Annotated in this window: 10 protein-coding genes; 5 read left to right on the top strand and 5 right to left on the bottom strand. The window is 65.6% G+C overall.

Translation table 11 applies throughout. From position 1 onward, the window contains the following. Positions 1 to 4: 4 nt before the first annotated feature. From ACLBKT_RS03700 to ACLBKT_RS03690, 3 genes are read left to right on the top strand one after another with little or no spacing between them, the layout of a single operon-like run. The gene (locus ACLBKT_RS03700) at positions 5 to 688 is read left to right on the top strand and encodes an HAD family hydrolase (protein WP_410181622.1); all 684 of its coding nucleotides are present in this window, start codon (positions 5 to 7) and stop codon (positions 686 to 688) included. After that, a complete protein-coding gene (locus ACLBKT_RS03695; RefSeq protein WP_410181621.1) occupies positions 685 to 1,857 on the top strand; it encodes a hypothetical protein in 1,173 nt (390 codons plus the stop codon). Before ACLBKT_RS03700 ends, ACLBKT_RS03695 begins: the two co-directional genes overlap by 4 nt. Continuing rightward, complete coding sequence (locus ACLBKT_RS03690) at positions 1,850 to 2,623, top strand: FkbM family methyltransferase (protein ID WP_410181620.1); 774 nt, start codon at positions 1,850 to 1,852, stop codon at positions 2,621 to 2,623. The genes ACLBKT_RS03695 and ACLBKT_RS03690 overlap by 8 nt, the downstream gene beginning before the upstream one ends. Here the strand turns inward: ACLBKT_RS03690 and ACLBKT_RS03685 are convergent. The 5 genes from ACLBKT_RS03685 to ACLBKT_RS03665 all read right to left on the bottom strand — a co-directional run bounded on the left by ACLBKT_RS03685 (position 2,596) and on the right by ACLBKT_RS03665 (position 10,548). Then, positions 2,596 to 3,564, bottom strand: coding sequence for an NAD(P)/FAD-dependent oxidoreductase (locus ACLBKT_RS03685; RefSeq protein ID WP_410181619.1), 969 nt, complete (start codon positions 3,562 to 3,564; stop codon positions 2,596 to 2,598). The genes ACLBKT_RS03690 and ACLBKT_RS03685 overlap by 28 nt on opposite strands. A 31-nt stretch (positions 3,565 to 3,595) precedes the next feature. Beyond that, on the bottom strand, positions 3,596 to 4,582 hold the full coding sequence (egtD, locus tag ACLBKT_RS03680; protein WP_410181618.1) for an L-histidine N(alpha)-methyltransferase: 987 nt from the start codon (positions 4,580 to 4,582) through the stop codon (positions 3,596 to 3,598). Position 4,583: 1 nt separating this feature from the next. Continuing rightward, on the bottom strand, positions 4,584 to 5,855 hold the full coding sequence (gene egtB / locus ACLBKT_RS03675; RefSeq protein ID WP_410181617.1) for an ergothioneine biosynthesis protein EgtB: 1,272 nt from the start codon (positions 5,853 to 5,855) through the stop codon (positions 4,584 to 4,586). Between the two features lie 160 nt (positions 5,856 to 6,015). Then, complete coding sequence (locus tag ACLBKT_RS03670; protein ID WP_410181616.1) at positions 6,016 to 7,401, bottom strand: class II 3-deoxy-7-phosphoheptulonate synthase; 1,386 nt, start codon at positions 7,399 to 7,401, stop codon at positions 6,016 to 6,018. Between the two features lie 138 nt (positions 7,402 to 7,539). Beyond that, positions 7,540 to 10,548, bottom strand: coding sequence for a M16 family metallopeptidase (locus ACLBKT_RS03665; protein WP_410181615.1), 3,009 nt, complete (start codon positions 10,546 to 10,548; stop codon positions 7,540 to 7,542). Between the two features lie 96 nt (positions 10,549 to 10,644). Here ACLBKT_RS03665 and ACLBKT_RS03660 point away from each other — a divergent pair, with 96 nt between their 5' ends. Together ACLBKT_RS03660 and ACLBKT_RS03655 are read left to right on the top strand one after the other, a co-directional pair. Next, entirely contained in the window at positions 10,645 to 11,223 is a 579-nt protein-coding gene (locus tag ACLBKT_RS03660; RefSeq protein WP_410181614.1) for a NifU family protein, read from the top strand. Then, a complete protein-coding gene (locus ACLBKT_RS03655) occupies positions 11,220 to 11,828 on the top strand; it encodes a malonic semialdehyde reductase (protein ID WP_410181613.1) in 609 nt (202 codons plus the stop codon). Before ACLBKT_RS03660 ends, ACLBKT_RS03655 begins: the two co-directional genes overlap by 4 nt. Positions 11,829 to 11,876 lie beyond the last annotated feature (48 nt).

Raw genomic sequence — 11,876 nt, 5'->3', positions numbered from 1 at the left:
GCCGGTGCAGCGCATTGCCCTCTATGATCTCGACCGCACGGTGACCCACGCGCCGACCTTCACGCCGTTTCTCGTCCATATGGCAGCAAGCAGCAATCCGTTACGGCTGCTCGGCGTACCACTGTGGGTGTTGGCGATGCTGGGCTACAAGGCGAAATTTTACGGGAGAAAGCCGCTCAAGCAGTTCGGCCTGCGCCTGCTGGTCGGGCGCGAGGTGCGCAATGGGCGGTTGCAACCCCGGATCGACGCCTTCGTCGCCCGGCAGCTGGCGCGCAATATCCAGCCGGGTGCGCGGGCAAAGATCGCCGCCGACCGGGCGGCGGGCGTTCGCCTTGTCCTCGTCACGGCGGCGCCGGAAATCTACGCCGAGGCATTGGCGCAGGCGCTCGGGTTTGAGGCCTGTATCGCCACCCGCCACCAGCGCGATGGTGCGGGCAACCTCCTCGCGCTGATCGACGGTGAGAACAATTACGGCGCGCATAAGGTCGCCCGCGTCGAGGATTGGCTGGCAAGCCAAGGCCTCACCCGCACGGATTGCCACCTCACCGCCTATACCGACCACGCCAGCGATGCGCCGATCCTGAACTATGCCGACACCGGCGTGCTGGTCGGCCGCTACGCCAAGGTGCAGCGCGGCTGGACGCAGGTCGATTGGAGCACGCCTGAACAGGGCCAGGCCGCCGCATGAGCCGCATCTGTTTCCTGTTCAACCATGATCAGACGCACCAATTGGCGCATTCGCTCCCCATTGCGATGGCGCTGGCGGCGCGGAGCGAACACCAGATCGTCCTCGCTTACACCAAGCCTGCGATGAGGGCCGAGATCAAGCGGCAGGCCGATCCTGCGCTGCTCGCAAAAGTGGAACTGGTGCGGCTCACTCTCAAGCAGAGCGGCTCGCAAGCGCTTGCGAGCTTGCTTGAGCGGGTGGTTCCGGCGCGCAAACTGCTCATCTACCGCGACAATCTCGATTTCTTTGCCAGTTTTGATGCGGTGGTTGTCTCGGAAAAGACCTCCCTTCTGCTCAAGACCCTCTATGGTCTGGACAACGTCAAGCTAATCCACACCCGCCACGGTGCGGGCGACCGGGCGATCGGCTTCAACAAGGAAAGCGCCGGTTTCGATCTGGTGCTCGTCTCCGGCCCCAAGATCCGCGACCGGCTGATCGCGGAAGCCGGGCTCACGCCGGACCAGATTGCGCTGGTCGGCTATCCCAAGTTCGATCTGTGCGCGAAGAACCGCTTTGCGGATACCTTCCCCGCGCCCGAGCGGCCAACCGTGATCTACAACCCCCATCCCTCGCCCAAGCTATCGAGCTGGTTCAAACATGGCGCGGCGGTGATCGCGGCGTTTCGCAATCAGGATCGCTACAATCTGATCTTTGCGCCGCACGTGATGCTGTTTGAGCGCAAGTGGGTGGTCACGCTCGACCCGCCGAGCCTTGCGCGGGTGGTGCCGCCCGGCGCACAGTACCGCGCCGAACGCCGCATCCACATCGACACCGGCAGTGCCGCCAGCAGCGACATGAGCTACACCAACCGCGCGGATATCTACCTCGGTGATGTCAGCAGCCAGGTCTATGAGTTCCTGCGCGCACCCCGTCCGTGCCTGTTCCTGAACTCGCACGGCGTGGATTGGCACGATGATCCGAGCTACCTCCACTGGCATGCGGGCCCGGTGCTGGATTCGCCTGCCGATCTGCTTGATGCGATTGATGCTGCGGTCGCTGCGCATCCCGACTATGTCCCGACCCAGCAGGCGCTGATCGACGCGACCTTCTCTCTCAGCGAGCGCGCCTCGGCCGAGCGGGCGGCGGAGGCGATTGGCGCGTTTCTTAAAGGAACCAAGCCTCTTGGGTAGTCTCGGCGATTTCTGGCGTTACGGTGTGGTCAAGACAGCGCGCAAGCTGAAGGCGGCCGCATTATCGCCAGTGTTGGCGGCGCGCGGCGATGGGCCGGTGCGCTCGGCTTACGGCGTGCTGATGGTGCCCAACTGGCAGGACACGACCTTCCGTTATTGCATTTTCGGCACTTATGGCAGCGATCTGTCCGACCTGCTGCTGGGCCAGCGGGAGCCGTTCGTGTTTGTCGATATCGGCGCCAATCAGGGGCTCTATTCGCTGATCGCCCCCCAGAACCCCGCGTGCCGACAGATCATCGCTTTTGAACCCGTGCCTGCCACCCATGCGCGGCTGACGGCGAATGTGGCGCTGAATGGCGGGGCAGAGCGCACGGTGCTACACCAGCTCGCTATTGCCGACAAGGTGGGCGCCGTGGAGATCAGCGTCGCCGCTGACCATACCGGCACGGCAACGCTGGCCGGACGCGAAGGACAGAGCGGTGGCGGCGTAGTGATCCACACCATCGACGCGCCGCTGGTCGATCCGCTATTGGCGGGCGAATTGCCGATATTCGTCAAGATCGACGTCGAGGGGCTGGAGGCGGTGGTCATCGCCGAACTCGCCAAGACCAAGGCCTTTGCGCGGGCTCAGGCCATTTTCTACGAGGTCGATGACCGCTGGGCCAGCGCGCGCGAGATCGAGACTCTGCTACGTGCCAGCGGCTTTACCCGCTTCGCCAAATACGGGCGCGGGCATCACTACGACGTGCTGGCGACCCGCTCCTGAAGCACCGCCTGCGCGAGCGCGCGGCCTGACAGCCACGCCCCTTCCACCCGCGGGCTGTGAAGGTAATCGCCTGTGATCCCGATCCGCAAAGCGGCGTCGAAGCGCGCGCCTTCGCCCCGCAGCGCTTGCGGCAGGGCGTACAGCCAGCGATGCGCGTCGAGATGTTGCGGCACGGCCGGCGCAGCGCCGGTGGCGGCGAAGAAGTCGGCTAGCAGAATTTCTGCAACCTCATGCTTGGGCAGGTCGATCAGTTCCCGGCTGCGGGCGGGCGAGGCGTGGATCACCCAGGTCTCCACCCCGCCACGCCCGGGCTTTGCCGAGTTGCGCGCGGCCCAGCTGACGGGGCCGGTATCGGACCGGTAGGTGTCCGCAGCAACCGGCAGCCGTGCATCGAACCCTGCCATGACGGCCCAGCACGGCGCGGATGGGACATTCCCCGCCAGCGTTGCGAGTTCGGGCGCAGGTTCAGCCAGCAGCACGGCGGCCTGTTCGGCAGGGACAGCCACGAGCACCGTAGCGGCGGTGAAGCTCTGATCGCCTGTCGCGATCCGCCAAACCGCACCGCTGCGCTCCAATCGCTCGGCTCGGAGGCCCCAGCGCACGTCCAATGCCTCGGCCATCGCCTTTACACAGGCGTTCATCCCCGGCGTGCCGACCCACGCATCCGTGCCCGCCGCAGGCCATCGGGCGGCAACGCCTGCCGCTTCCCACGCCGCCACCGCCTCGCGGAATGCTGCGTCGCGGGCGGTGAAATACTGCGCACCGTGATCGAAACCGACCTGCGCGCCGCCGATCTCCGCCCGCCGCGCCGCCATGCGGCCGCCCGGGCCGCGGCCCTTGTCGAGCACGATGATCCGCTGACCCGCAGCCGCCAAAGCGGTGGCCGCGGAAAGTCCCGCCATGCCGCCGCCGATCATCAGAATATCACACTGTTCGTCCATCCTGCGCCAACGCACAGGCAACGGCGAAGTTTCACGGCGCAGACCGCGGCGCGCGGGCTTCGGCCAGCAGCAGGGAGAATTGCTTCGCCTCGTCAGTCCAGCGCGCCCGTGGCTCCCAGCCGCCCGCCGCCAGCAGCATCTGACCCGACCGCTTGGTGAACTTGTGGCTGTTCTCGGTGTGGATGCTCTCCCCCTCCCGCATGGAGAAGACCTGCTCGTTGACCGTGAAAGCGAGATCGTGCCGCGCAACCAGATGCATCTCGATCCGCGCGAAGGTGTCATTCCAGCGCGCTTCATGGCGGAAGGCGTCCACCGGAATGTCTCCGCCCAGCTCGCGATTGATGCGGGTCAGCAGGTTGAGGTTGAATTGCGCGGTCACCCCTGCCGCGTCGTCATAGGCGGCGAGCAGGACGCCCTCGTCCTTCACCAGATCCATCCCGATCAGCAGCAGTGCGCCCTCCCCCAAAGTCTCGCGCATTGAGCGGAGCAGATCGGTGGCGGTGCGGGCGATCATGTTGCCGATGGTCGAGCCGGGGAAGAAGCCGAGCTTGGGCAGGCTGGCGACCTCTGCGGGAAGCTCGACCCGGCGCATGAAATCGGCCTCGACCGGATAGACCGGCAGGCCCGAGAACTTCTCAGCCAGCGCCGCCGAGGACGCGCGCAGGAAATCGCCCGCGATGTCGAGCGGGACATAGGCCGAGGGCGAGATCGCCGACAGCAGCAAGGGCGTCTTGACCGATGAGCCCGAGCCGAACTCCACCACCGCCCGGCCCGGTCCGATCAGCTCGGCAATCTCTTCCGACCGACCGCGCAGGATCGCCGTCTCGGCGCGGGTCGGGTAATATTCGGGGAGCTGCGTGATGTCCTCAAACAGCTGCGATCCGGCATCGTCATAGAACCAGCGCGCCGGGATGGCCTTCTGCTCGGCCGCAAGCCCCGCCAGCACATCAGCGCGGAACGCCAGATCGACCCCGCCCGCATCGCGATTGACCAGCATGAGGCCCTTGGCAAATGTCATGTCAAACGTCCTTGGCCAGCCGCAGGCCGGTGAACTGCCAGCGCTGGTGGGGGTAGAAGAAATTGCGGTAGGAGACGCGGGAGTGTCCACGCACCGTGGCACAGGACGCGCCGCGCAGCACCACCTGACCGCTCATGAACTTGCCGTTGTATTCGCCCACCGCGCCCTCGGCGACGCGGAAGCCGGGATAGGGCAAGTAGGCCGAGCGGGTGAACTGCCAGCAATCACCGAACAGGCCGGGCGAACCCATCGGCATGACCGGTCCCGCACAATAGAGCTGGTTGCCAGCCGAGGGATGATGCGCCGGCGCGCTGGAAGCACCATCCTGTCCGCGCGCGATCGCTTCCCATTCGAACTCGGTCGGCAGGCGCGCGCCGGCCCAGGTCGCAAAGGCATCAGCCTCGAAATGCGAGATATGGGTGACGGGTGCGTGGGGGTCGCGGGTCTGCCAGCCCTGGTGGGTGAAGTGCTCATCCTCGCGCCAATAGAGCGGTGCGGTGATGTCCTCGCGCTGCACCCAGCCCCAGCCATCGGCGAGCCACAGGCGGGCATTGCGGTAGCCGCCATCGGCGATGAAGGCGTCCCACTCACCATTGGTGACCAGCCGATCAGCCAGCGCAAAGGGTTCGAGCAGCACGCGGTGGCGGGGGCCTTCATTGTCGAAGGCGAAGCCCTCCCCCTGATGCCCGACCAGCGCGATCCCGCCGGGATGCGCGTACCACCCGATAGATGCGGCAGGCGCAGCGGCTGCGGGCAGCGCTCCCTCCCACATCGCCGGGCCGAGCGGGTTCTGGAACAGCGCGTGCTTGATATCGGTGAGCAGCAATTCGATGTGCTGCTGTTCATGCGCCACGCCGAGCGCAATCAGCGGCGCGAGAGCGGGGTCATCGAGCAGTGGCACCATGGCGTCATTCACCACCGCGCGCCATTCCAGCACCTCTTGCAAGCGAGGGCGCGATAGCATCCCGCGCGCTGCCCGGCTGATCCTTGCGCCTTCCGCCTCGTAGTACGAATTGAACAGGAACGGCCAGTCTTCCCGGTGGAGCCGATACCCCGGCGCGTGTTCGCGCAGCAGGAAGGTTTCCCAGAACCAGGTCGTATGCGCGAGGTGCCACTTGGCAGGGCTCGCATCCTCCATCGATTGGATACTGGCATCGGCGTCGCTCAGCGGCGCGACCAGCGCTTCAGTCAACGCGCGCGTCGCCCGGAACCGATCGACCAAACCGGCACGCTCGTCGGCGCTGGCAGCCGTCTGTCGTTCGTTGCGCTGCAACCCGCGTCTCCCGTTCCACCCTGCAACGGCAGATACGGATCATGTCCGCCTGCCGTTACACAAAGAAGACGCAACATAGGCATGAAACGCCGGGAAAATCATCACACGCATCAGATTTTCCGGCCGGACAGGGGCGGACAGAGCCCGCCTCCACCCGAAATCAGGCCGCGTTGGCGCTGATTTCGGTCTCACGTTCGCCTGCGGCGGAGTTCAGCATCTCGGCCACCAGGAACGCCAGTTCGAGCGATTGCTCGGCGTTGAGGCGCGGATCGCAATGGGTGTGATAGCGGTCACCAAGGCGCTCCTCGGTGATCGCCACGGCCCCGCCGACACATTCGGTGACGTCCTGTCCGGTCATCTCGATATGAATGCCGCCGGGGTGCGAGCCTTCGGCGCGGTGGACGGCGAAGAAGCCCTTCACTTCGCGCGTAATCCGGTCGAATGGGCGGGTCTTGAAGCCGGTGTCGGACTTCACGACGTTGCCATGCATCGGATCACAGCTCCACACCACCGGATGCCCCTCGCGCTGCACCGCGCGCACGAGGCGTGGCAGGCCATCTTCGACTTTGTCATGGCCGAAGCGGCTGATGAGCGTAATGCGCCCCGCTTCCCGCTTGGGATTGAGATCGTCGAGCAGGCGCAGCAGAGCGTCAGGCTCCAGCGAAGGCCCGCACTTCATGCCCAGCGGATTGCCGATCCCGCGCGCATATTCGATATGCGCCGAGCCGGGGAACCGCGTGCGATCACCGATCCACAGCATGTGGGCCGAGGTCGCATACCAATCGCCGGTCAGCGAATCCTGCCGCGTCATCGCCTGCTCGTAGGGCAACAGCAGGCTTTCGTGGCTGGTGTAAAAGCTCGTGCCCTTCAATTGCGGCACGGTGCCCGGATCGACCCCGCAGGCCTCCATGAAATCGAGCGCTTCGCCGATGCGGTCGGCCATCTCGCTGAACTTTTCGGTCCAGGGCGTGCGGCCCATGAAATCGAGCGTCCACTGGTGGACCTGCCGCAGATTGGCATAGCCGCCGCCCGCAAAAGCGCGCAGCAGGTTGAGCGTGGCGGCCGCCTGCGAGTACGCCTTGACCATGCGGGCCGGATCATTGCGGCGGCTGACCGGATCGAACTCGATCCCGTTGATATTGTCGCCCAGGTAGCTCGGCAGAGTCACGCCATCGATCGTTTCCGTCGGCGCCGAGCGCGGCTTGGCGAACTGGCCCGCCATGCGGCCGACCTTCACCACCGGACGCTTGCTGGCGAAGGTCATGACGACCGCCATTTGCAGCAGCACGCGGAAGGTGTCGCGGATGTTGTTGGGGTGGAATTCGGCGAAGCTCTCCGCGCAGTCCCCACCTTGCAGCAGGAAGCCGTGGCCATTCGCGACCTGCGCCAGATCGGCCTTGAGCGCGCGCGCTTCACCCGCAAACACCAGCGGAGGATAGTGCGCGAGGGTCTTTTCCGCTTCCGCCAGCTCGGCCGCATCTTCGTAATGCGGCAAGTGGCGCGCTTCGTGGGCCTTCCAGCTATCCGGGGTCCAGGTCTCGGGCACAGTCAAACTCTTTCTTCTCAGTGGCGCGCGGCAAGGTTTGCGCGGGGGCGCCCGCTACAGGAGCGGGGCACGAATTGTAAAGCAGCAATGCCGCTCAAAACAACTTTATTTCCCGAACAGTGTCAGTGAGCGCAGCGATCAGCGTCCCGCGGGCGCTGACAGCGCAGCATTTGCACGCGCCCCGCCAGCGGGAGCCTCGGCCAAGGTCTGGCCTTCGGGGATGATGGCAAGGCGGAACGGCGAAGCCTTGGCCAGATAGCGCTCAGCCAGGAACTGCATCACCTGCGGGCTGGTCTGCGAATAATCCGCCAGCAGGCTGCGCAGCAGCACGACACGCTGGGGATCCTGCGTCGCGCCCTCCAGATTGTAGAGCCAGAACTGGTTGCCGGTCGATGCCCGGCGGATCATCTGGCTGAGCGGCTCGGTCACCCGCGCGAGTTCATCGGCAGTGGGCGGGCTGGCGGCGAGATCCTTGGCGATCTTCTCGGCCTCGGCAAAGAACACCGGCACAAACTCAGGTTCAAGCTGGGCCAGCGCGGTGATCCGCCCGCCGCTGGCGAGATCGGTCGGCCAATTCGAGAACACCTGCGGCGAATAGCTCGCCCCGGCACGCTCGCGCAGCGCATCCATCAGACGGTTGTTGAACAGCTGGGTGAGGATTTCGAGCTGGCGGCTTTCGCGCAGGCTCGCGACCCCGCCCCCACTCGGCCAGGCGACCACGGCGGCGGCCTGATTGGCATCGCCGCGGTGGGTCACGACCGAAGGGGTTGCCGAAGCCGGCGCGAACGGCGGAACACGTGCAGCGACATCAGCCGGGATCGGCTCCCGTGGCGCCAGCGCGCCGAAGGTGAGGCGCAACTGCTCGATCACGGCGGGTTGATCGAATTCACCGAACACCAGCACTTCGATCGGGCCCTGCTTCAGCAACGGTTCCCACACCGCGCGGAAGCCTTCGGGCGTTACGGTCTTGAGCGCGGCCGGATCGGGCGTCGCAAACCGCGCGTCACCGCCGGTCACGAGATATTCGAGATCGCGGTTGAGAATACCGCCGGGGCTGGTGGAATAGGTGTTGTAGGCCAGCTCCGCCGCCGCCTTGGCACGGATCACGGGGTCCTTGTCCCAGCGCGGCATCCCGAGCTTGGCGGCGAACAGATAGAGCTGGTCGTTCACATCTTCCGACCGGGTCTGCGCGGTGAAGGTGAACACCGCCTCGTCGATCGCGAAGTCAAAGCCGATCTTGCGGCCGGTCGCCAAACGGTCGAGCTCGTTCTGGCCGAGCTCGCCCACGCCCGATCCGACCAATGCGCCCTGGCCCAGCGCGGCATAGACCGCGTTGTCCTTGTCAAAAGCGCGGTAGCCTGCGCCAAAGCGCACACGCACCGTCACGCGGCCCGGCTCGGCATCATTGGCCCACACCAGCGCCTTGACGCCGTTGGCGAAGTCGACCTGTTCGATCTCGAGCACGCCGAGCGGCTTTTGTGCAGTGATCGCCCCGGGGGCACCGACCGGGGGCAGTTCGTCGAAGGAGAGCGATTGCGCAGCCAGACGCGCAGAGCCATCAACCTTGGCTTCGGCGGCAAGTGCCAGCTTGAGCGCACCCACATCGGCCTCACCCGCGGTCGGCGTGACATAGACCGAACGGGTCACGGTGCCTTCAAACAGCCCGCGCGTCCGCTCCAGCACCACGTCTGGCGTCAGGCGCGGCTTCATGCCCCGGAACACGTCGAGCACCACCTTGGGCGCGGCCACGGTCTCGCGGATATCGACCGCGTTGACGAGATTATTGGCGAGATCGGAACCCGATTGCACGGTTTCCTGCTCGACGCCGTTGGCAAAGACCACGTCGAACTCAGCCACTTCGCGGTCGATTTCTTCCTGCGTCGGCGGGTTGGTGAGCGCGTCGGCGATCACGGCCCGAACATCGGCGAGCGCCGCCTGCCAGTCGCCCGTGAGCGGGGCAAAGGTCACAAAGGTCGCATCGGTCGAGCGCGAGACATCGTCCTGCTGCACCTGCGCATAAAGGAAGCTGCCCCCGCCGCGGGCGCGCGATTCGAGCCGGCGGTTGATGATCGCCTGGGCGACGGCATCGGTCAGCAAGCCTTCATTATACGCGATCGTATCGGTCACCTGCCGCCACGGACGCATCACCGCATAGGTCAGGCTGCGCGGCAAATCAGGTTCGACGCCAACCGCCAGCTGACCAATCGGAGCGCCGGTCACGCCGTCATCCTGCGCCCCGGCAGGAGGAATGGGATCGCCGAAATCGGGGGCGACGCCGGGCTTGCCGGTGCCTTTCCAGTCTCCGAACCACTGCTCCACGAGCCCTGCCAGCACCATCGGATCGGCATCGCCCGCAACCACGATCACGGTGTTCTCCGGGCGATACCAACGGTCATAGAACGCCTTCACGTCCTTTCCATTGGCGGCCTTCAGGGTCTCGTCCGTGCCAATCGGGCTGCGGGTGGCAAGGCGCTGTCCGGCAAAGAAGGTCTGCCGCGTGAGATCCGCCATGCGCAGCCCCGCGCCGCCGCGCTCGCGCTTCTCGGCGAGCACAATCGGGCGTTCGGCCGCGACATTGGCGTCGTTCAGCACCGGCTCGCGGATCATGCCCGAAAGCAGCTTGAAGCTTTCGCGGAGCTTGGCATCGTCGATATTGGGAATGTCGAGCTTGTAGGCGGTGTGGGTCGGGGTGGTTTCAGCGTTGGCATCGCTGCCGAAGGTCGCGCCCAGACGCTGCCAGGCGTAGATCGCCTCGGCCTGCCCGAGATACTTGCTCTCCCGGAACAGCAAATGTTCGAGCAGGTGCGCATAGCCCTGCTCCTTGTCGGTTTCGTGCAGCGAGCCCGCATCGATCCGCACCCGGATCGAAACCTGGCGCGGCGGCACGCCATTGCGGCGCACCGCATAGCGCACGCCGTTCTTCATCTGCCCGAACAGCCACTTCTCATCGACCGGAACGTCCGAGCCCTTGTACAGCCACGGCACTTCGCTGCCGGTCTGGAGCGCCTGCGGCTGAGGCACCGGCGGGAGCGGTTGCACTTCGATCGGCGGCGGAGGCGCGGCCTGCTGGGCGAGCAGCGGCTGCACCAGCGCAAAGGGGGCGACGAGAATGGCGAGAGCGCGACCAGCACGGGAAAACGACGTCATATCCCGCTTATAGGGCGGCAAAGTGTGAAGCGATAGTGAATGGTTCTCGGCCCATGCGCCCTTGCCCCGCGCAGCCGCCGCACCTAGATTGGGGGCATGTTCATAGAAACCGAAACCACCCCGAACCCCGCTGCCCTCAAGTTCCTGCCGGGCACCCCCGTGATGCCCGCCGGCAGCCGCGAATTTGCCACGCCCGAAGCGGCCGAAGCGAGCCCGCTAGCGCAGGCGATCTTTGACACGGGCGAGGTCGTGAACGTGTTCTTCGGCGCCGATTTCGTCAGCGTCACCGCCGCGCCGGGTGCCGATTGGAGCGCGCTGAAACCGCAGATCATCGCGATCCTGCTCGATCACTTTGTCTCGGAAGCCCCGCTGTTTGCGGGTGGGAGCGGCAACGGGATTGCCGTTCCGCCCGAAGACGAAGCGGTGGTGGAAGAGCGTCCCGAAGATGCCGAGGTGATCGCCGCCATCAACGAACTGCTCGAAACCCGCGTGCGCCCCGCCGTGGCGGGTGACGGCGGCGACATCGCCTATCGCGGCTTCCGCGACGGGGTGGTCTATCTGACGTTGCAAGGCTCATGCTCGGGCTGCCCGTCGAGCACCGCTACGCTGAAGCATGGCATCGAAGGCCTGCTGAAGCACTATGTCCCCGAAGTGACCGAGGTGCGTGCGGCATGACGGTGCAATTTCACGACCACGTCCTTTCGAACGCGGCGCTTGACCAGCTGTTCAATGAAGCGCGCAGCTATAATGGCTGGCTGGACAAAACTGTGTCGGACGAACAGCTTCACGCGATCTGGGACCTGATGAAGATGGCCCCCACTTCGGCGAATATGCAGCCGGTGCGGATCGTGTGGGTCAAGTCGGACGAGGCCAAGGCCAAGCTGGTCGAATGCGTATCCGAGGGCAACAAGGCCAAGGTCGCTGCCGCCCCCGTTACCGCTGTGATCGGTTACGACATCGATTTCCACGAGGAGCTGCCGTGGCTGTTCCCGCACACCGATGCGAAGAGCTGGTTCGAGGGTGACGAGCAGGCGCGCGAGCAAGGCGCGTTCCGCAACTCCTCGCTGCAAGGGGCCTATCTGATGCTCGCCGCACGTGCGCTGGGCCTCGATTGCGGCCCGATGTCGGGCTTCGACGGCGATGCGGTGAATGCCGCCTTCTTCGCCGATGAACCGCGCCACCGGGTCAATTTCATCTGCTCGGTTGGCTATGGCGATCCCGCCAGCATCTTCGAACGCAGCCCACGGCCCGAATTCGCGACCTTCAACCGCATCGCCTGACACAAATCTCACGCTTGCACGGGCGCGCGGTGTGAGGCATCGCGCAGC

This window comes from Erythrobacter sp. W302b, from assembly GCF_046452395.1.
GTDB lineage: Bacteria > Pseudomonadota > Alphaproteobacteria > Sphingomonadales > Sphingomonadaceae > Erythrobacter.
The sequence above is the reverse complement of the archived record's forward strand: the minus strand, read 5'-3'. Positions and strand labels throughout refer to the sequence as shown.

Coding starts and splice junctions, on each gene's coding strand:
- ACLBKT_RS03695 (WP_410181621.1), top strand. CDS start 685: ATGAGCCGCATCTGTTTCCTGTTCAACCATGATCAGACGCACCAATTG.
- ACLBKT_RS03685 (WP_410181619.1), bottom strand. CDS start 3,564: ATGGACGAACAGTGTGATATTCTGATGATCGGCGGCGGCATGGCGGGA.
- egtD (WP_410181618.1), bottom strand. CDS start 4,582: ATGACATTTGCCAAGGGCCTCATGCTGGTCAATCGCGATGCGGGCGGG.
- ACLBKT_RS03665 (WP_410181615.1), bottom strand. CDS start 10,548: ATGACGTCGTTTTCCCGTGCTGGTCGCGCTCTCGCCATTCTCGTCGCC.
- ACLBKT_RS03660 (WP_410181614.1), top strand. CDS start 10,645: ATGTTCATAGAAACCGAAACCACCCCGAACCCCGCTGCCCTCAAGTTC.
- ACLBKT_RS03655 (WP_410181613.1), top strand. CDS start 11,220: ATGACGGTGCAATTTCACGACCACGTCCTTTCGAACGCGGCGCTTGAC.